The organism is Gemmiger formicilis (genome assembly GCF_024462815.1).
Taxonomy (GTDB): domain Bacteria; phylum Bacillota; class Clostridia; order Oscillospirales; family Ruminococcaceae; genus Gemmiger.
This window is the reverse complement of sequence record NZ_JANGCG010000004.1, coordinates 135674-154501: the sequence shown is the minus strand read 5'-3', so window position 1 is coordinate 154501 and position 18828 is coordinate 135674. Positions and strand designations below refer to the sequence as shown.

Here is an 18828-nt window from a genome sequence, read left to right as displayed (position 1 = left end):
ATGAATCGTCTGCTCATCACGATTTGCGGCCGCGCAGGCAGCAAGGGCTTCAAGAACAAGAATCTGAAGGTTTTCTGCGGTAAACCGCTGGTTTACTACTCGCTGAGCGCCGCCGAGCTGTTCATCAAGAACCACCCGGAGCTCACCGTGGACATTGCGCTGAACACCGACAGTGAGGATTTGGCCAAACTGGTGGCCGCCGAATACCCGGAGGTTATCTATCTGCCCCGCGGGGTAGAGCTGGGCGGCGACCGCGTGCCCAAGATGGCCGTCTATCAGGACAGCCTGCGCCGCATGGAGGCGCGCACCGGCGCGGCCTATGACTGGCACATGGATTTGGACATCACCAGCCCGCTGCGCACCGCCGCCGACATCGAGAACGCCTTTGCCGAGAAGCAGAGCCGCCCCGATCTGGATTTGGTGTTCAGCGTCTGCGAGGCACGCCGCAACCCGTGGTTCAATATGGTCAAGACCGTGGATGACCACGTGGAGCAGGTCTGCCACAGCGAGTTTACCGGCCGCCAGCAAGCGCCCGATGTTTATGACGTCAATGCGTCCATTTATGTGTTCAAGCGGGATTTTCTGGCCGAGAACACCGATGGTATGCTCTGGCGCGGCAAAATCGGTATCAGCGTCATGATGGACACCGGCATCATCGACATCGACTCCGAGCACGATTATCTGCTGATGGAGGCGATTGCGCAGCACCTGTATGCGCACTACCCGGAATTTAACGCTGTGCGGGAGAATATCCGTGGCTGAGGGCACGTTTGACCGTGCGGTGGAGCTGGTCATGGACGCGGGCCAGACCCTGCTGGAAAACGGCGGCGAGGTTTTCCGCGTCCAGCAGACGATGGAAATTATGGCCGCCAGCCTTGGCGTACAGGATTTCCACGTCTATGTGCTGACCAACGGCATCTTTGCCTCAGCCCACCGGCCCGGGCAGGACGCTTCTTCGCTGCTGCGGCACGTGCCGACCGTTTCCACCCATCTGGGCCGCGTGGAGGCCGTGAACGAGCTCTCCCGCGAGCTGGCGGCGGGCAAGCTGGATATGGCGCAGGCCGAGCAGCGACTGCAGGCCGCCCGCGCCCTGCCCCGCGTAGGCCCCCGGGTGGAAACGCTGGCCTGCATTGCAGGCTCGGCGGGGTTTACCTATCTGTTCGGCGGCACGCTGGCCGATATGCCGGTGGCCGCCGTGGCGGGCCTGTTGGAATCGCTGGTCTGCCAGTATTTCGGCCGGCACGGCATCAACCGGATGTTCACCGACATTGCGGCGGCGTTCTGCTGCACGGTGTGGGCCATCGCGGTGCAAGCCGTGGTTCCCGCCGTCAGCGCCAACGCGGCCATCATCGGCGCGCTGATGGTGCTGACCCCCGGCGTGGCCCTGACGATGGGCGTGCGGGATATTCTGAACGGCGATTATCTTTCCGGCTCCATCCGCCTGTTGGATGCCCTGTTCATTGCGGGCAGCATTGCGGGCGGCGTGGTGCTGGGCTGGATCCTGGCCCGCGGACTGGGGGTGGCGGTATGATGCCTGCATGGACGCACTACCTTGCCCATTTTGTGGTGGTGGTCATTGCCACCATCAGCTTCGGCATTACCTTTCAGGTGCCGCGGCGGCACTATCTGGCCGCCGGTCTGACCGGCGCGGTGGGCTGGATGGTATACATCTTCGGCGTGGAGCTGTTCGGCATGAGCCCGGCCATTGCCACGCTGGCGGCCACCCTGCCGCTGACCGCCTGTGCGCGGTTCTTCTCCATCAACCACAAGGCCCCGGTGACGATTTTCCTGCTGCCGGGTATCTTCCCGCTGGTGCCGGGTGCCGGTATCTACTACACGGCCTACTACTTTTTGCAGGGCAAGCAGGAGCTCTTTGCCAGCAAGGGCGGCGAGACTTTCAAGGTTGCCTTGGCGCTGGCGCTGGGCATTGCGCTGGTATGCAGCGTCCCGCTGCCCAGCCGCCATGACCCGCGAAACGACCGGCTGTAGGTTGCCCGCAAACACAATTTCCCGGGCCAGCTGCCCGGGGCGTCGGGGGACGCCGCCCCTACAGTAGCAGCCTTAAGACAGCAAAAGCCGCAGATGCACAACACGCATCTGCGGCTTATTTTGTATGGTTTTGCCAGCAGCTCATTCTCCCCGCTGCATGGCCTCGACGTAGGCGTTGCAGACCTCCTCCGCCGGGCCGTCGCCGCGCAGGCGGCCGTGGTCAATCCAGATGGCGCGCTTGCACAGCTGTTTGACCTGATTGATGTCATGGCTGACAAAAAGCAGCGTGGTACCGCCGGAAAGCATCTGTTCCATCCGCTGGTGGCACTTCTGCTGGAACATAAAATCGCCCACGGACAGAATCTCGTCACAGGCCAGAATATCGGCCTTGACCTCGGTTGCAATCGAGAAGCCCAGCCGCGCAATCATACCGCTGGAATAGTTTTTGACCGGCACATCGACAAAATCCCACAGCTCGGCAAAGTCGATGATATTTTTGAAATGCTCCTGCATATAGGCGCGGTCATGCCCCAGCACAGCGCCGTTGAGAAAGACGTTCTCGCGGGCGGTCAGGTCCATATCAAAGCCTGCGCCCAGTTCGATGAGGGGCGCAATCTCGCCGTTGACGGTGACACTGCCCGTGGTGGGGTACATAACGCCCGCAATGAGCTTGAGCATTGTGCTTTTGCCGCTGCCGTTGCGGCCGATAAGCGCCACCGACTCGCCGGGTTCAATTTGGAACGAAATATCCCGCAGTGCGTAAAATTCGTTGAAGAAAAGCTGGTGCTTGAGCAGCTTGACGGTGTATTCCTTGAGGGTCTCCGTTTTTTCCTGCGCAAGGTTGAAGCGCATCGAGACATCCTCCACCTGAATGATGGACATATGAGGGAAGCTCCTTACAGATACAGAATGAAGTTGCGCTGCAGCTTGCGGAAAGCGGCAAGCCCCACGGCCATCATGACCGCCGCGCAGCCGATGCAGGCAATCCATGTGTTGGGGCCGGGCACTGTGCCGTACATAACCAGACAGCGCATACAGTTGATGTAGTGGTACAGGGGGTTCAGCTTAATCAGCGGAATCATGAACGGCGGCAGAGCGGAAAGCGGGTAGAACAGCGGGGTTGCATACATCCATGCCATCGTCACAATACCGTACAGGTACTGCAAATCCCGGAAATAGACCGCCAATGCGCTGAGCAGCACCGCCATACCGCAGCAGAAAACCAGCAGCAGCAAAAGCGGCACCCAGACCAGCAGAATCGTCCAGTAGAAGGGCGAGCGGGTAATCAGCATAACCAGCACAATGGCCACCAGACTGAACAGAAGGTTCACAAAGCTGGAAAGCACCCGGCTGATGGGAAAGATAAACTTGGGGATATAGACCTTTTTAATCAGCGACGCATTGCCCAGCACGCTGCCCATACCCATATTGGTGCTCTCGTTGAAGAAGTTGAACATCGTGTTGCCGCAAATCAGATACAGCGGAAAGTTCGGGATATCGTAGCGGAACATATAGGAAAAGACCAGCGTCTGCAGAAGCATCATAAGCAGCGGGTTGAGGATGCTCCACACGTAGCCCAGAACGCTGCGGCGGTATTTTACTTTAAGGTCGCGTGTGACCAGCTCCCGGATGAGGGGGCGGTACTTGGAGAAATTGTGCCAGCTGTTGTGCAGCTGACCCTGCGTGGTTTTTGACATAGGGGGTAAAACTCCTTGCGAAAAATAGAATTGCTGTTTGACAAGGGAGGCCTTTCCATCACAGCTTGAAGGGTTCATCCTCGGTCAGGCCGTCGGCGCGCAGCATATTCTGCATCACGTCAATATCGGTGCTGACGTCCAGCGCATCGCTGGCAAATAGGCGGTCCAGTTGGTTCTCAAACGCGTCGACCAGCGTGTCCATCGTCTGCTCAATGCGGCGCTTCGACTCGGTGATGTTTTCGCCCTCAATGCCCTGCCGGTCAAGCTCTGCATAGGTGTTCAGCAGCTTGAGCGAGGTCGGCAGATAATAGTCCATAAATTTGCGCATCTGGGGCAGCTTGTCGGGGTCGGTGCGGGCCTGCTCAAAAATCTTGGCCGCAACTGCCTCCAGACGGCTGATTTTGTCGGTCATCTCCTCATCGGGGATGGCGTCATTGACCCTGTGCAGCTCGTCCAGTATCTTCTGGTACTTGTCCTGCTGGGGCATAGCGGCGGGCTTTTCCGCCTTTTCGGCCTTGGGCTTGCGGGGCTTTTTCGGCTCCGGCTCGGGGGCCTTGCCGGTCACCACCAGACATTTGCGGCGCATATCCAGGTAGGCGTCAGGGCCGAACAGTCCCTCGTCAATGCAGTTTTCCAGATGCTTGCAGCACTTGTCATAGCTGCAGGGAATCGCATCGGCGATGTCCTGAATGTACATATACTGGGAATCGCCGACAATGTTTTCGATTTTGCGGCGCATACGGCGAGAGGTGCGGATGTGCTGTGCGCCGAACAGGCAGCCCAGACCACCGGTCATGGCAATCAGGCCGGGCATACTGTCCTCCAGCAGCCAGCGCCAGTAATAGTCGCCCTCGGCAAGGGCCTCCGGTAGCCAGAAAAGGCCGTCCGGCAGGGCCAGCACCGCCACCGCCAGCAGCAGCACGCCCACCACCGTCAGCCCGGTGGCCAGCGCCGCGCCCTTGATCCTCTTGGCGGTTTCCTGCGCTTTGGCGGCATCCGGAGCAGGCTGCGCCGGGGCGGTCTTATCCTGCGGCTTGCCCTGTGCTTCGGGCGGGGTCTCGCGGTCATAGATGGGGCGGTACTGCGCCTCATAGACCGTGCGCGTGGTGCTCCGGGTGACAATGTGGGTTCTCTCACGCGCTTTCTGCTCCAACCCGCCGAGCTTGCCGTTCTTCATGGCCGCGTTCAGCCCGATGAAGATAAACCCAAGCGGCCACCATACCACAAAGCCAATCACGATGGCCCACCATGGGAACTGGAACGGGCCGTCCCCGGCGTGGTATTCGTCGCGGTTATAGTTGTTCTGGTAGCGGGGGCCGCTGCCGGAGTAGGGATGCTCCGGGTCGGTGTAGCGCGGATGTTCGTTGTTGTTTGGCATGTGTGGCTCCTTTACGGAATATCGCTGAGTAGGTTTTTCATATCGTCGCTGAGGTAGTAGGTGCTGCCCGGCTGATAGGGGTTGTCCTTATCGTAAGGCAGATGGGTGCAGAGGTAGCTGACCCACTTGCTGTAGCCGGAGACCGTCAGATGCACGCCGTCCGGCTGGGCAAATTCAGCCGAAAGATAACCGTCCGCATCGGCAAATTCGGCGTTTAAATCCAGATAGTAGCAGCCGCGCTCGGCGCAAAGCTGCTGTATGGCCGCGTTGATAACCGCCAGACGGTCGGGGGCAAGGCCCGGCAGGTCGTCGCCGACCTTCTCCTGCGTAGCGGACAGGACTGACTGCACATAGAATACCGTGTTGGGCAGCGCAGTGCGCAGCTCGTCCAGCATTTTGCCGTAGTACGCCAGAAAGGTGTCATCGTTGCCGGGCTGCACCAGCGCATTGGTGCCGATAAGGATATACAGCTTGGCGGGCTGTGCGGCGGAAAGCACGTCCAGCGGAACCTCCTCGCCGCGGTCGGGGCTGGTGGCGGTGGTGCGGTTGACGATTGTGTTGGGGCTGACGCCCTCATAGCCGCAGACCAGCGCGCCGCCCACATCTATATTGTACTCGTTCACGCAGAAGCCCGCCGTCAGCGAGTCACCCAGAAGGGCGGCGTCGGCAAACCAGCTTGTGGACACCCGGCCAAACTCCGGCACAGCGTCGGGCTGGGCGGGCAGCGCCGTGTAGGTGTAGCTGCCCGCCTGCTTTTGCGGGCCGACGGTGCCCCAGTTGACGGCCTGCACCGTGGTGGAGGCACCGTCCCCGCCGTAGGGCACAGGGGCCACCAGCCGGGTGGCGCTGGTTTCCGGCGTGGCAATGGGAACCTCCGCTTCTCCCTTGGCGCTCTTGGGCAGCAGCACCGTGATGATGCCGGACAGCACCAGAATCCCGCCGACCGTGCCGACCACGGCCAGCTGGCGGCGGTGCCTGCGCTGCTCCCGGCGGCGTGCGGCGGCGCGGCGCTGCTCCTGCGTGGGGGTACGGCGCTGCGGCGGCGGGGCCGGGCGCTGGTTGGGCACCGCCCAGTCCCCCTCCATGCGGTATTTTCTGTCCATTTCCGGGCGCGGGCGGCGCGGCCCGCGTTCCTGTGGGGTAGGCATTGGCACAAGCCCCCTTTCTAACACAACAAATCAGTATTGATTATAGCACAAATACTTTCTGAATAACAGTAGGCACAATCAAGTTTTTTACTCTTGCTAAATGGCGGCAATCAAGATATAATAGGAAGATATAAAGCTATGCTAATTTGGGGTGTAACTATGGCAGAAGAAAAATTTTCCAACTTTTTGACGGATATCATTGACGCCGACCTCGCCGAGGGCAAGGTTGACGTGGTACATACCCGTTTCCCGCCGGAGCCGAACGGCTATCTGCACATCGGCTCGGCCAAGGCTATCTTCATCAACTATACCATCGCCAAGCATTACGGCGGCCTGTTCAACCTGCGCTTTGACGATACGAACCCCGCCCGCGAGGGTGACGAATACGTGCAGAGCATCCTGCAGGACCTGAAGTGGCTGGGTGCCGAGCCCAACGGCGGCATCTACTACGGCAGCGACTATTTTGAGCGCTGCTATGAGTACGCCGAGCAGCTCATCAAGGAGGGCAAGGCCTACGTCGATGACCTGACCCGCGAGCAGATGCAGGAGTACCGCGGCAATGACGCCGGTAAGCCCAGCCGCCCCAGCCCCTACCGTGACCGCACGCCGGAGGAGAACCTGGACCTGTTCCGCCGTATGCGCGCCGGTGAGTTTGCGGACGGCGAAAAGACGCTGCGCGCCAAGATCGATCTGGCCAGCCCGAATATGAATATGCGCGACCCGACCATCTACCGCATCAAGCACGTCGAGCATCACCGTCAGGGCAGCAAGTGGTGCATCTACCCGATGTACGATTTTGCCCACCCGATTCAGGACGCCATTGAGGGCATCACCTTCAGCCTGTGCAGTCTGGAGTTTGAGAACCACCGCCCGCTGTATGACTGGGTCATCACCAATCTGTTTGGCAAGGAGTTCCCGAAGCAGCGCGAGTTTGCCCGCCTGAACGTGACGAACACCGTTATGAGCAAGCGCTATCTGCGTGAGCTGGTCGAGAAGAACATCGTGGACGGCTGGGATGACCCCCGTATGCCCACCCTGTGCGGCCTGCGCCGCCGCGGCTATACGCCGACCAGCATCTTCACCTTCGTCAAGGAGGCCGGTATCTCCAAGGCGGACAACCTTGTGGATATGCGCCAGCTGGAGGCCGTGCTGCGCGCCGAGCTGGAGCTGAACGCCCAGCGCCGTGTGGCTGTGCTGGAGCCGGTCAAGCTCATCATCGACAACTACCCCGCCGACCAGTGCGAGTATTTTGACCTGCCCAACAACCCGAACCGCGACGCCAACGACACCACGACCCGCAAGGTTGCCTTTACCAAGGAGCTGTGGATTGAGAACAGCGACTTCTTTGAGGTGCCGCCGCCGAAGTTCAAGCGCCTGACGCTGGGCAGCGAGGTGCGCCTGATGGGTGCTTATCTGGTTCGCTGCACCGGCGTGGACAAGGACGAGAACGGCAAGGTTGTGGCCATCCACGCCGAGGCCGACCTCGAGACCCGCAACGGCAACCCCGCCGACGGCCGCAAGGTGCGCGGTACGATTCACTGGGTCAGCTGCGTCCACTGCATTGACGCCGAGATCAAGCTGTATGACAAGCTCTTCACCGAGGCGAATATGAACAGCATCCCCGACGATGCCGACTTCAAGGATTACCTGAACCCCGACAGCGTCAAGACGCTGCAGGGTGCCAAGCTGGAGGAGAGCCTAAAGGATGCCAAGCCCGGCGAGCGCTTCCAGTTCGTGCGCAACGGCTATTTCACCCCCGACAGCAAGCATCCCGGCGTTTACAACCGCATTGTGACCCTGAAGGACAGCTTCAAGCTGTAAAAAATACCCCCCCATCGGAGCATATCCTTTGTTCCGATGGGGGATTTTTGTTGAGGTTCATATGGCTTCCCCCTGCGGGGGGAAGCTGTCACCGCAGATGACTGATGAGGGGCAAGTTACCCATAAAATACTGTTTATGGGTAACGCCCGGGGCCCTACAGGGCAATCCGCAAAAGCCTATGCCTTTTCCTGCCTCTCCGCACAGCGCTGCAGCCAGTTGCCCTTGTTGTAATACACAATAAACAACAGCGAGGCCAGCGTCCATGTGATGGGGTAGCTCAGCTCCACCGTGGCTACTTCGTGGTGCAGCGGCACGGCGATGAACAGCCAGAGCATCCGCAGGCCGCAGACAAAAAACACCGTAATCAGCGTGGGGATCCGCACATCGCCGCAGCCGCGCAGCGCACCGGCCAGCACCTCAATGCAGATGTAGGTGATATACACCGGCGTTAAAACGTGCATCATGCCCACGCCGACGGCCACTACCGCATCATCCTGACTGAACAGCCGGAACAGCGGCTCTGCCGCGTTGTAGAACACCGTGCTGATGACCAGCGTGATGCCCGCCGCCATGACCAGACACACCCTGACGCCGCGCCGCACGCGGTCATACTGCCGTGCGCCGAAGTTCTGCCCCGCAAAGGTCGTGATGGCAATGCCCAGCGAGTTGATGGTCATCCAGAACACAAAGTCAATCTTGCCGTAGACGCCCCACGCCGCAATCGTGCTGGTGCCAAAACTGTTCATGCTGCTCTGGATAAAGATATTGCTGATGTTGTACATCGCGCTCTGGGCGGCCGCCGGTACGCCGATGGTGCAGATAGCCTTAAAGACATCAGCGTGCAGACGCAGTTTTTCAAGCCGGATATGCCACGGCATCCCTTCAGAGCCGACAATGCAGCGCAGTGTCAGCACCGCGCTTGCCACCTGACTGAGGACCGTTGCCAGCGCCGCGCCGGTCACGCCCCAGCCGAACCCCGCGATGAAAAGAATATCCAGCGCGATATTGACCAGCGATGCCGCAATCAAAAAGTAGAGCGGCCGCTTGGAATCACCGATGGCACGCAGGATATTGGTGCCCATATTGTAGAGCATCTGGGGTATCATGCCTAGGAAATATATGCGCAGATACTGCGCCGAGGTGTCCAGGATTTCCGCCGGGGTGCCCATCAAACGCATCATCGGGGCGGCTGTCACAAAGCCGAGCACCGTCAGCACCGCGCCGATGCCCACGCTCAGCACCAGCGCCGTGTGTACCTGCCGGTCCACGGCATTGGGGTCATGCGCGCCCCAGCTCTGGGCAATCACAACCCCCGCGCCGCTGCACAGGCCCACAAACAGGCCCACCAGCAGGTTGACAAATGAGCCGGTAGCGCCGACCGCGGCCAGCGCGTTCGTGCCCACAAAGTTGCCGACAATCAGCGTATCGGCCGTGTTGTAGAGCTGTTGGAACAGCGTGCCGAACCAGATGGGCAGAAAGAAAAGCAGCAGCTGCTTCGGGATGCTGCCGGTCAGAATATCCGTTTGTTTTACACTTCTCATAGATTTATCTCACTTTTATGTTTCTCACACCGCTATTTTATGCTATAATGTCCCTGATGTAAAGGGGGATGTTGCGTTTGATGTCTGTTTGTTGGGAGCCGTGTCCCGGCGGGGCGCGGGTGCTGCGGGTATTGGGGGATTCCCCCTGCCCTGCCGTGCCCGCCTGCGTGGAGGGGATGGCCGTGGTGGAAATCGGCCCCTACTGCTTTGCGGACAAGCCCATCAAGGCGGGCGCATACCGCACCGGAAGCGACACCCACGAAATCACCGGCAGCTTTGTGGAGGAGGTCACCCTGCCCGACACCGTGCGGGTGCTGCACAGCGCAGCCTTTTACAACTGCCGCAAACTGCGCCGCATCAGCCTTGGTGCGGCGGTGGAAAGCCTTGGCAGTGACCTGTTCACCAACTGCCGCTGCCTGCAGGTGTTCCGCCTGCGTGCCGCACCGGACGCCGCCACCGGGCTGAAAAAGCTGTTGGGGGCCGTCAGCGCAGACATTACCGTGGAGCTGGACGGCGCACGGCTGTTCTACCCCGAGTATTCCGAATTTCTGGACGAGAACACCCCCGCCCATATCTTCAACCACAGCATTGAGGGCGAGGGCTACCGGATGCGGCAGTGCTTCACGCCGGGCGGCGCGGTGGACTTTGCGGCGTTTGATGCGTCCTTTCTGCAGGCCTGTGTCGGCGAGAGCGAGGACACGCTCTGCCGTCTGGCGCTGGGGCGGCTTGTGCAGCCCTTTGCGCTGGGCGAGGATGCCCGCGCTGACTATGAGCTCTACCTGACCGCCCACCCCGCACCCGCGTTCCGCCTTGCGATTGACACCCGGGACGAGGCCGCCCTGCGGCTGCTGGTCGCGCTGGGCCTGCCCACGGCGGAGGCTGCCGCCTATTGTGCCCGCGCCGGCTGGAGCGCCGGAGCCGCCCTGCTGCTGGGCAAAGGCCGCAAGGCCAAAAAGACGTACAGTTTTGATGATTTGTAAGGGGCACAGCAAATGCATTCCCCCGAGGGGGAAGCCAGCGGGCGGGCAATGCCCGCCCCTACGACACATCCCATAATTATTATGGTAATAGAGAATTATGGAATCTATTGCCGGGCTTGCTTTTTTAGTATTTCTTATTTTAAAAGAAGGTGTCCCATGCACATCCAGACCCAATCCGAATGGGAGCAGACGATGGCGCGGCGCGTGATGGAGCAGCTGCGCGGCGAGCTGTACCTCGACCAGCGCTATCTGACCGCCGCACTGGGGGCGCTGCCCCCTGCCCCGCAGGCGGGCGGCGGCTGCTTTGCCACCGATGGCGCAGCGCTCTACTACCCTACCGCGTGGGTGCTGGACACCTACCGCAAAAACCGCCGGTATCTGCTGCGGGCGTATCTGCACAGCCTGTTCCACTGCGTGTTCCGCCACCTGTGGCTGCGGGCCGGGCGTGACCCAGACCTGTGGGGGCTGGCCTGCGACATTGCCGTGGAGAGCACGCTGGATGCCCTGAACACCCCCGCCACCAAGCGGCCTGTCGGCTGGGTGCGCCAGCAGTGCTACACCCAGTTGCGGGCCTCCTGCAAGCTGCTGGCCGCCGGACCCATCTACCGCGTTTTAACGCAGACCGACGCCGAGACGCTGAACCAGTGGCAGCGGGAGTTTCACACCGACAGCCACCGCCTGTGGCCCGCCGACCCGGACAGCCCCGCCGCCCAGATGCGCGGCAAGCAGTGGGAGGATTTGGGCCGACAGACCGAGCTGAGCATGGAGGAAAACGGCCAGCGCGCCGGGCAGGACGCCGCCGCACAGGCGCTGCAGGCACAGGTGCAGGCCGGGCGCAGCCGCCGCACCTACCGGGATTTCCTGCGCCGCTTCGCTGTCTGGCACGAGGAGCCGCACCTCGACCCCGAGGAGTTCGATTTAGGCTTTTACAGCTACGGCCTGCGCACCTACGGCAATCTGCCGCTGATTGAGCCGCTGGAAAGCCGCGAGGTCAAAAAAATACGTGATTTCGTCATTGTGGTGGACACCAGTGAGTCCACCTCCGGCGAGCTAGTGAAGGCATTCTTAAAAGAGACCTTCACCCTGCTCAAAAGCCGGGACAGCTTTTTCCGTCAATGCCGGATTCTGGTCATGCAGGCAGACAACGCCGTGCGGGACGAGGTCTGGCTGAACGATTTGGACGCGCTCGACCGCTACACAAGTCAGTTCACGCTGGTGGGCGGCGGCGGAACCGATTTCCGCCCCGCCTTTGCCCGGATAGAGGCGCTGCGCCAGGACGGTGCCCTGCGGGATTTGCAGGGGGTGCTCTACTTCACGGACGGCAAGGGCGTCTATCCAACACGCCGCCCGGCGTTCGATGTTGCTTTCCTCTTTCTGGAGGATGGCACGCCCCCGCCCGAGGTGCCACCCTGGGCGATGCGCCTGGTTCTGCAGCCCGAAGAATTTGACCCGAAAGGACGATGAGCAATGGATATTCAACGTGCCAAAGAGGAAATCAAGCGTGCCGTGCAGGCATATCTGGCCACGGATGATATCGGCCGCCCGCTGATACCGCCGGTGCGCCAGCGTCCCATTCTGCTGATGGGCCCGCCGGGCGTGGGCAAGACCCAGATTATGGAGCAGATTGCGCAGGAGTGCGACATTGCGCTGGTGGCCTACACCATCACCCACCACACGCGGCAGAGCGCCGTGGGCCTGCCCTTCATCCGGGAGCGCAACTACGGCGGCAAGACCCGCAGCGTGACCGAGTACACGATGAGCGAGATTATCGCCAGCGTTTACGCCGCGATGGAGCGCACCGGCAAGCGCAACGGCATTTTGTTCATTGATGAGATCAACTGCGTCAGCGAGACGCTGGCCCCCACGATGCTGCAATTTCTGCAGTGCAAGACCTTCGGCAATCAGGCTGTGCCTGAGGGCTGGGTCATTGTGGCGGCCGGCAACCCGCCGGAGTACAACAAGAGCGTGCGGGAATTTGACCTTGTCACGCTCGACCGCGTGCGCCGCATTGACATTGAGCCGAAGCTGAGCGTCTGGCAGGACTACGCCCGCGCCCACCGGCTGCACCCCGCGGTGACGGCCTATCTGGAGCTGCGCCCCCAGCACTTTTACAAGATTGAGAACGATGTGGACGGCGTGCAGTTTGTGACCGCCCGCGGGTGGGAGGATTTGTCCGCCTATCTGCAAGCCGCCGACAAGCTGAATCTGCCGGTGGACGAGGGGGTCATCGGGCAGTATCTGCGCCACCCCGAGGTTGCGCGGGATTTTGCCGCCTATTGGGCGCTCTACCGCAAATATCACGAGGATTACGGCGTCGAGGACATCCTGCAGGGTAAGCCCTATGACACCGTGGTGGCCCGCGCCATGGATGCCAGCTTTGATGAGCGCATCAGTCTGGCCAGCCTGCTGCTGGCCGGGCTGAACGTCCGCTTTTCCGCCGCGCAGGTCACCGGCGCGGTGACTGATGCCTGCTACCAGCAGCTGCGCAGCTTCAAGCGCACGCTGACCCAGCAGGCGGACGCCGACCCCGCCGCGCTGTTTGCCGACCAGTGCGCCCATTACCGTGCGTGTCTGGAGGCTGACAAAACCGCCGGGGCTCTGCTGCCCGAAGAAGCCGCGGCCCGCACCCGCACGCTGGCCCTGCTGGAGGAGTGGAGCAAGCACCTGACCGCCCAGAGTGGCGAGCCCGACCCCGACGAGGCGTTTGACACGGTGCGCGGTGCCTTCAACAGTCAGGTGCGCCGCCGCGAGGAGGCCGTTTCCGCCGCCAGCGATGCGCTGGAATCCGCCTTTGATTTTATGGAGCAGGCCTTCCCGGACGGGCAGGAGATGGTTGTCTTTGTCAACGAGCTGGCGCTTGGCCCCGACTCCGCGCCGTTCTTGGCCGAGAACGAGTGCGAACGGTTTGAGCAGTACAGTTCTAAGCTGCTGCTGCACGGCGGCGAGGACGAGCTGTTGGCCGAGCTGCAGCGCGATGACATCCGCGCCGGGGAACATTCGGCGGAGTTTTAAAGTTCTCAAGGCTCCCCTTGAGGGCAGCTCCGCCCGGGGAGATTGCCCACAAAATGCCGTTTGCGGGACATACCCGCACACAGAACCCACCGCAAATAAAGTATTACTTCTCGTCAAATTCTTTACTCTTTCCGGTTTATTTGTTATAATGTCGGTATGCCGTCGGCAGACAGCTGTTTGCCGTGGAGTTATAGAGGGGGTTATTTTATGAAAGCTGTTATCACTGTCATCGGCCGGGACACCGTGGGTGTCGTTGCCAAGGTCAGCGCCGTCTGCGCCGAGCTGAACATCAACATTGAGGACGTTTCCCAGTCCATTATGCAGGATATGTTCTGTATGATTATGCTGGTGGACCTGAGCAAGAGCACCGCCGGTGCCGCCGAGGTGCGCGACCGCTTCCAGACGCTGGGCCAGGAGATGAAGATGCAGGTCACCGTGACCCGCCAGGAAGTCTTTGACGCCATGCACACAATCTGAGGGGGCTGCGCTATGAGAATCATCAACAGCCACGATATTATGGAGACCATCGAGATGCTCACCGCTGAGAATCTCGATGTGCGCACCGTCACCATGGGCATCAGTCTGCTGGACTGCATTGACCCGGACGCAGACAAGGCCTGCGAGAAAATCTACAACAAAATCGTCCGTCTGGCGGGCAACCTTGTCCCGGTGGTGGACGGCATCAGCGCCGAGTATGGCATTCCCATCGTCAACAAGCGCATCAGCGTGACGCCCATCGCCATGCTGCTGGGCGCTGCGCCCGATGCCGACCCTGTGCAGTACGCCAAAACGCTGGACCGTGCCGCCAAGGCCGTGGGAGTCAACTTCATCGGCGGCTTCGGCGCGCTGGTGCACAAGGGCTTCTCCGCGGGCGACAAGCGCCTGATTGAGGCTATCCCCCGCGCTATGGCCGAGACGGACATCGTCTGCTCCAGCGTCAACATCGGCTCGACCAAGTCGGGCATCAATATGGACGCCGTCAAACTGATGGGGCAGGTTGTGCGCGAGACCGCCGAGCTGACCAAGGACAATATGTGCATGGGTGACGCCAAGCTGGTTGTGTTCTGCAACGCGCCGGAGGACAACCCCTTTATGGCGGGTGCCTTCCACGGCGCAGGCGAGCCCGACTGCGAGGTTCACGTCGGTGTTTCCGGCCCCGGTGCTGTCCGCGCCGCGCTGGCCAAGCTGCCCAAGGACGCCCCGATGGACGAGGTGGCCGAGCTTGTCAAGCGCACCGCCTTCAAGATTACCCGCCTCGGCCAGCTGGTAGCCAACCTTGCCAGCGAGCGTCTGGGCGTGCCTGCGGGCATCATCGACCTGTCTCTGGCCCCGACGCCCGCCATCGGAGACAGCGTGGCGAACATTCTCGAGGAGATGGGCCTCGAGAGTTGCGGCTGCTGTGGCACCACCGCCTGCCTGGCCCTGCTGAACGATGCCGTCAAGAAAGGCGGCGTTATGGCGTCCAACCACGTCGGCGGCCTGTCCGGCGCGTTCATCCCGGTGTCGGAGGATGACGGTATGATCAACGCCGCTAACTGCGGCAGCCTGACGCTGGAAAAGCTCGAGGCCATGACCGCCGTCTGCTCGGTCGGCATTGATATGGTGGTCATTCCCGGTGACACTACGGCCGAAGTCATCAGCGGCCTGATTGCGGATGAAGCCGCCATCGGCATGGTGAACAGCAAGACCACCGCCGTCCGCGTGATTCCCGCCATCGGCCACAAGGCTGGTGACGTGCTGGACTTCGGCGGCCTGCTGGGCCACGCCCCCATTATGCCGATCAGCCAGTACAGCCCTGCGGTCATGATCCACCGCGGCGGCCGCATCCCCGCCCCGATGCAGGCACTGAAGAACTAATTGCAATACAAACACCGCTCATGCCGGGATTGGCATGAGCGGTGTTTTGTGATATGATCAGGAGGACAAATCGGAATTATGAAAGAAGGAAAAAGTAATGGATGAACAGAAAAAAATGTTTACGAATAAATCAGTTACACTTTTTTTAGTAATAGTCATTTCAGTTAGTGCAATATTCGAAACGATAGTTATTGCACTAAGAGCTATGGGGTTAGCTGTTTTTTTAATGTGGGTTCCCGCAATAGCGGCAATAATTGCAGGATGTATATCGCAGAAAGAAAGTAACGGAAAAATATCATTCAAAAAATTACTTCAGAGTATTGGATTTCAGAAGACATCAATTAAATGGATACTATTATCTTGTTTAATTCCGGCAGTTTACATAGGAATACCATATGTGCTTTTTTGGATTGCTTTTCCCAATAGTTTAGATATGAGTAAAGCATCCGTCATTCAGTTGGTTCTTATGTCTGTTGTTGGGATTTTCATAGGCTTGATTACAGCTATCGGTGAGGAAATTGGGTGGAGAGGTTATTTAGTTCCAGCTACCTTAGAAAGAGTAGGAATAAAAAAGGCACTAATATATACTTCTATATTTTGGGGTGTATGGCACTTGCCTATTCTTATATCAGGTCTGTATATGCCGGGAACTCCCGCATGGTATTCTGTTCCGGCTTTTCTTTTTATGATTATACCTGTTGGAATGATTTACGGAATAATAACGATAAAAACAAAAAGTATTTTGCCTGCTATCTTTTTGCATGCAGCTCATAATACTTTTGACCAGTTGATTTTTGGAACAGTAACCGTTGCTAATAACAAAATGTTTTTTGTGAGTGAAACAGGTATATTTACTATTATTTTTGCATGGATCGTAGCTGTTTTTCTTTATAAAAAATGCAATGACTAAATGGTAATTTATAGATTAGGATTACCCTATTACAAAGAATTTGACAATTTCCAGTTTGTAAGGATAAGCGGGTACTTATGGCAAAACTGCGGGCCGGGCATGCCCGGCCACTACATGGTGACGATGCGTAAGCCGGATATGGCGTTAAGGTTGGCGGGCCGCCTGTATGCGGCCCCTACAAATAGGCGGAAGGTTTACGACAAGGAATGTGTAGAGGGCGGCGTCCTCGACGCCCCGCGAAGGGGGCAGGATTTTTCCCTGCGAATGAACCGTGAAAGGGATGCGGCGGTAAGTCGCGGCTCCCGCTTCAGCCGCGCATAAATCCACACATCCCCGCACATACTCTCCCACAAAGGAGGGTATCATCCATGTCTTGTTTCAAAAAGGTTTTGCTGCTGCTGGCCATCATCGGCGGCATCAACTGGGGCATCTACGGCATCTGGGGGTTCAACGCCGTCGGCTGGCTGCTGGGCGGCAGTATGAGCTGGCTGTCCCGCACGGTGTTCATCGTTGTCGGCGCAGCGGCACTCTGCCTTATCCCCGGTTTGTTCGCGCCTGACCCCAAAGCTGCTGAATAACGCAAAAGCGGGTGCCGCACAGCACCCGCTTTCCTTATAAAATCCGCTGCATATCCAGCTTGCTGCGGCGGGTGTTCATGGCCACGCTCAGCACAATACCGACACAGAGATACATCATAACCACGCTCGACCCACCGGCCGAGAAAAACGGCAGCGTCACGCCGATGACCGGCAGCACCTGTAAATTCATACCCAGATTGATGACGCACTGCAAAAACAGCGCCGCAAAAATGCCCACACAGATGTTGCAGCCCAGCGCATCAGGGCACTGCAGACCGATGCGCAGTGTGCGCAGGCAGAGCGCCAGCAGCAGCACCAGCACCAGCGCCGCGCCGACAAAGCCCAGCACGTTGGCCAGATACGCAAAGATAAAGTCATTCCAAGCGTTCGGCACAAAGATATGCTCGCCGGAAAAAAGCCCCTGCCCGGTCAGCCCGCCGGTGCCGATGGCCATAGCCCCCTTGTTCTGCTGGTAGGTGATGTCCGCCAGCGCGGGGTCATCGGGCGTGAGCACCGCCAGAATCCGCTTGAACTGGTAACCCTTCAGAATACCGGGGCGTAGCGCCAGCAGCGCACCGCCGCCCAGCACGCCCGCGGCCAGCCCCGCCGCCACCAGCCAGTGGGAAAGCCCGCCCGCGCAGAGCATAATCAACCCAATTCCCAGAAAAACCAGCGCTGTGCCGTCATCGCCTTGGATGTGGATGGCCGCCGCGGGCAGCGCAATGTGCAAAAGCAGAAGCAGCAGGTTCTTGGGCCGGTTGACCTGCCCGCGCACCCGGCTCAGATGCAGTGCCAGCGTCAGGATAAAGCTGATTTTTGCCAGCTCCGCCGGCTGGAAGGTCATACCGCCCACCCGGTACCAGCTGTAGTTGGAGGTGCCGCCCGCATCATACCCGATGGTGACCAGCCCGGTGTTTACGTTGTGCAAAAACAACGTGGGCAGCACCAGCCCCCACGCCACTGTGGCGTGCAGCGGCCATGCGTGGGCCAGCGCGTGGTAGTCCACCGTGGAGAAGATCACCGCCAGCATCATGCCCAGCAGGCTGGCGATAAGCTGCACAGACGCCTTGTTGTTGGAGCCCAGCTGTGTCTGCCCGATGGAGACCAGCACCACCACGCTGAGCGCCGAGCACGCCGCGCAGAGCAGCAGATAAAACACATCGACCCGGCGCAGATACCGGCGGATAAGCGGATACATCAGGCAGCCTCCTTGTTCTTATTTAGGATGTATCAGAAAAGTCCTCAGCACTGTTCAATTCTACTAAAAAACACATCTGCTGCGTTGCTCATCCTTGCAGCTGTTGCTTTTTAGCGAATTTTCCAGCACTTTTGACTTATCAGATACACCCTAGTCAGCATCATTATACCGCAATCGACAGATTTTGCCAACTTACAGATTAAATTTTACAAATGGGAAATTCTGTACTATAATATATATGAGTATGGCCGCAGATTTATGCGGCCCGGAACAAGGAGCTTGCTTATGCAGGAATTTGTGACCCATTCGCGGAAGGAAACCGTGGCCCTTGGGCGGGAATTTGCCAAGACATTGCCGGCCGGTGCGCTGATTGCGTTCACGGGCGGGCTGGGCGCGGGCAAGACCGCGTTCTGTCAGGGCATTGCCGAGGGGCTGGGCTGCACCGACCCGGTATCCAGCCCGACCTTTGCCATCGTGAACTATTACCGCGGGCCGCGCCCCTTTGCGCATTTTGACCTCTACCGCATCCAGACCGAAAACGATCTGGCCGCCGCCGGGTTCTATGACTATCTGGACATGGGCGCTGTGGTTGCCTGTGAGTGGAGCGAGAACTGCGCCGAGCTGCTGGCGCTCGAGAATCCCATCCGGATCCACATTGAGCGTCTGGACGAGAACACAAGAAAAATCACAATAGCGAACAACGAATAAAACAGGTGAT

At 59.4% G+C, this 18828-nt stretch carries 18 protein-coding genes; 12 read left to right on the top strand and 6 right to left on the bottom strand.

Translation table 11 applies throughout. The annotated features are described in order from the left end of the window. From NE623_RS05665 to NE623_RS05655, 3 genes are read left to right on the top strand one after another with little or no spacing between them, the layout of a single operon-like run. Complete coding sequence (locus NE623_RS05665) at positions 1-762, top strand: acylneuraminate cytidylyltransferase family protein (RefSeq protein WP_256271362.1); 762 nt, start codon at positions 1-3, stop codon at positions 760-762. Beyond that, entirely contained in the window at positions 755-1531 is a 777-nt protein-coding gene (locus NE623_RS05660) for a threonine/serine exporter family protein (RefSeq protein ID WP_256271361.1), read from the top strand. The genes NE623_RS05665 and NE623_RS05660 overlap by 8 nt, the downstream gene beginning before the upstream one ends. Beyond that, positions 1528-1989 (top strand): threonine/serine exporter family protein, encoded by a 462-nt coding sequence (locus tag NE623_RS05655; protein ID WP_256271360.1) that lies wholly within the window; start codon positions 1528-1530, stop codon positions 1987-1989. Before NE623_RS05660 ends, NE623_RS05655 begins: the two co-directional genes overlap by 4 nt. Before the next feature lie 141 nt (positions 1990-2130). Here the strand turns inward: NE623_RS05655 and NE623_RS05650 are convergent, their stop codons facing one another. From NE623_RS05650 to NE623_RS05635, 4 genes are read right to left on the bottom strand one after another with little or no spacing between them, the layout of a single operon-like run. After that, positions 2131-2871: an ABC transporter ATP-binding protein gene (locus NE623_RS05650; protein ID WP_256271359.1), complete on the bottom strand. Its 741-nt coding sequence runs from the start codon at positions 2869-2871 to the stop codon at positions 2131-2133. Between the two features lie 14 nt (positions 2872-2885). Continuing rightward, complete coding sequence (locus NE623_RS05645; RefSeq protein WP_256271358.1) at positions 2886-3686, bottom strand: ABC transporter permease; 801 nt, start codon at positions 3684-3686, stop codon at positions 2886-2888. Between the two features lie 58 nt (positions 3687-3744). Then, on the bottom strand, positions 3745-5064 hold the full coding sequence (locus NE623_RS14755; protein WP_305146088.1) for a 5-bromo-4-chloroindolyl phosphate hydrolysis family protein: 1320 nt from the start codon (positions 5062-5064) through the stop codon (positions 3745-3747). Between the two features lie 11 nt (positions 5065-5075). Next, on the bottom strand, positions 5076-6212 hold the full coding sequence (locus tag NE623_RS05635) for a GDSL-type esterase/lipase family protein (protein ID WP_256271357.1): 1137 nt from the start codon (positions 6210-6212) through the stop codon (positions 5076-5078). 159 nt (positions 6213-6371) lie between these two features. Here NE623_RS05635 and NE623_RS05630 point away from each other — a divergent pair, with 159 nt between their 5' ends. Beyond that, entirely contained in the window at positions 6372-8033 is a 1662-nt protein-coding gene (locus tag NE623_RS05630; protein ID WP_256271356.1) for a glutamine--tRNA ligase/YqeY domain fusion protein, read from the top strand. Between the two features lie 177 nt (positions 8034-8210). Here the strand turns inward: NE623_RS05630 and NE623_RS05625 are convergent, their stop codons facing one another. Beyond that, positions 8211-9575, bottom strand: coding sequence for an MATE family efflux transporter (locus tag NE623_RS05625; protein ID WP_256271355.1), 1365 nt, complete (start codon positions 9573-9575; stop codon positions 8211-8213). Positions 9576-9655: 80 nt separating this feature from the next. Here NE623_RS05625 and NE623_RS05620 point away from each other — a divergent pair, with 80 nt between their 5' ends. From NE623_RS05620 to NE623_RS05590, 7 genes are all read left to right on the top strand, one after another. Beyond that, entirely contained in the window at positions 9656-10555 is a 900-nt protein-coding gene (locus NE623_RS05620; RefSeq protein ID WP_256271551.1) for a leucine-rich repeat protein, read from the top strand. Positions 10556-10711: 156 nt separating this feature from the next. Continuing rightward, entirely contained in the window at positions 10712-12019 is a 1308-nt protein-coding gene (locus NE623_RS05615; RefSeq protein WP_256271354.1) for a vWA domain-containing protein, read from the top strand. Positions 12020-12022: 3 nt separating this feature from the next. Beyond that, on the top strand, positions 12023-13567 hold the full coding sequence (locus NE623_RS05610; protein WP_256271353.1) for an ATP-binding protein: 1545 nt from the start codon (positions 12023-12025) through the stop codon (positions 13565-13567). 207 nt (positions 13568-13774) lie between these two features. Beyond that, complete coding sequence (locus NE623_RS05605; RefSeq protein WP_256271352.1) at positions 13775-14044, top strand: ACT domain-containing protein; 270 nt, start codon at positions 13775-13777, stop codon at positions 14042-14044. Positions 14045-14062: 18 nt separating this feature from the next. Continuing rightward, positions 14063-15424: a PFL family protein gene (locus tag NE623_RS05600; RefSeq protein ID WP_370866695.1), complete on the top strand. Its 1362-nt coding sequence runs from the start codon at positions 14063-14065 to the stop codon at positions 15422-15424. A gap of 97 nt (positions 15425-15521) precedes the next feature. Next, positions 15522-16334: a CPBP family intramembrane glutamic endopeptidase gene (locus tag NE623_RS05595; protein WP_256271350.1), complete on the top strand. Its 813-nt coding sequence runs from the start codon at positions 15522-15524 to the stop codon at positions 16332-16334. 368 nt (positions 16335-16702) lie between these two features. Further along, entirely contained in the window at positions 16703-16912 is a 210-nt protein-coding gene (locus NE623_RS05590) for a DUF378 domain-containing protein (protein WP_256271349.1), read from the top strand. Between the two features lie 34 nt (positions 16913-16946). Here the strand turns inward: NE623_RS05590 and NE623_RS05585 are convergent, their stop codons facing one another. Next, positions 16947-18110 carry an FtsW/RodA/SpoVE family cell cycle protein gene (locus NE623_RS05585; RefSeq protein WP_256271348.1) on the bottom strand — a complete coding sequence of 388 codons (1164 nt, stop codon included), beginning with the start codon at positions 18108-18110 and terminating at the stop codon, positions 16947-16949. A gap of 285 nt (positions 18111-18395) precedes the next feature. On the opposite strand from NE623_RS05585, the gene tsaE reads away from it, so the two are divergent. Continuing rightward, positions 18396-18818, top strand: coding sequence for a tRNA (adenosine(37)-N6)-threonylcarbamoyltransferase complex ATPase subunit type 1 TsaE (gene tsaE / locus NE623_RS05580; protein ID WP_256271347.1), 423 nt, complete (start codon positions 18396-18398; stop codon positions 18816-18818). The last annotated feature ends 10 nt before the right edge of the window (positions 18819-18828 follow it).

Excerpts from the sequence above, each read along its gene's own strand:
- NE623_RS05590 (WP_256271349.1), top strand. The coding sequence starts at position 16,703 with ATGTCTTGTTTCAAAAAGGTTTTGCTGCTGCTGGCCATCATCGGCGGC.
- NE623_RS05635 (WP_256271357.1), bottom strand. The coding sequence starts at position 6,212 with ATGCCTACCCCACAGGAACGCGGGCCGCGCCGCCCGCGCCCGGAAATG.
- NE623_RS05595 (WP_256271350.1), top strand. The coding sequence starts at position 15,522 with ATGGATGAACAGAAAAAAATGTTTACGAATAAATCAGTTACACTTTTT.
- NE623_RS05630 (WP_256271356.1), top strand. The coding sequence starts at position 6,372 with ATGGCAGAAGAAAAATTTTCCAACTTTTTGACGGATATCATTGACGCC.
- NE623_RS05615 (WP_256271354.1), top strand. The coding sequence starts at position 10,712 with ATGCACATCCAGACCCAATCCGAATGGGAGCAGACGATGGCGCGGCGC.
- NE623_RS05625 (WP_256271355.1), bottom strand. The coding sequence starts at position 9,575 with ATGAGAAGTGTAAAACAAACGGATATTCTGACCGGCAGCATCCCGAAG.
- NE623_RS05665 (WP_256271362.1), top strand. The coding sequence starts at position 1 with ATGAATCGTCTGCTCATCACGATTTGCGGCCGCGCAGGCAGCAAGGGC.
- NE623_RS05650 (WP_256271359.1), bottom strand. The coding sequence starts at position 2,871 with ATGTCCATCATTCAGGTGGAGGATGTCTCGATGCGCTTCAACCTTGCG.
- NE623_RS05585 (WP_256271348.1), bottom strand. The coding sequence starts at position 18,110 with ATGTATCCGCTTATCCGCCGGTATCTGCGCCGGGTCGATGTGTTTTAT.
- NE623_RS05620 (WP_256271551.1), top strand. The coding sequence starts at position 9,656 with ATGTCTGTTTGTTGGGAGCCGTGTCCCGGCGGGGCGCGGGTGCTGCGG.
- NE623_RS05605 (WP_256271352.1), top strand. The coding sequence starts at position 13,775 with ATGAAAGCTGTTATCACTGTCATCGGCCGGGACACCGTGGGTGTCGTT.
- NE623_RS14755 (WP_305146088.1), bottom strand. The coding sequence starts at position 5,064 with ATGCCAAACAACAACGAACATCCGCGCTACACCGACCCGGAGCATCCC.
- NE623_RS05645 (WP_256271358.1), bottom strand. The coding sequence starts at position 3,686 with ATGTCAAAAACCACGCAGGGTCAGCTGCACAACAGCTGGCACAATTTC.
- tsaE (WP_256271347.1), top strand. The coding sequence starts at position 18,396 with ATGCAGGAATTTGTGACCCATTCGCGGAAGGAAACCGTGGCCCTTGGG.
- NE623_RS05610 (WP_256271353.1), top strand. The coding sequence starts at position 12,023 with ATGGATATTCAACGTGCCAAAGAGGAAATCAAGCGTGCCGTGCAGGCA.
- NE623_RS05655 (WP_256271360.1), top strand. The coding sequence starts at position 1,528 with ATGATGCCTGCATGGACGCACTACCTTGCCCATTTTGTGGTGGTGGTC.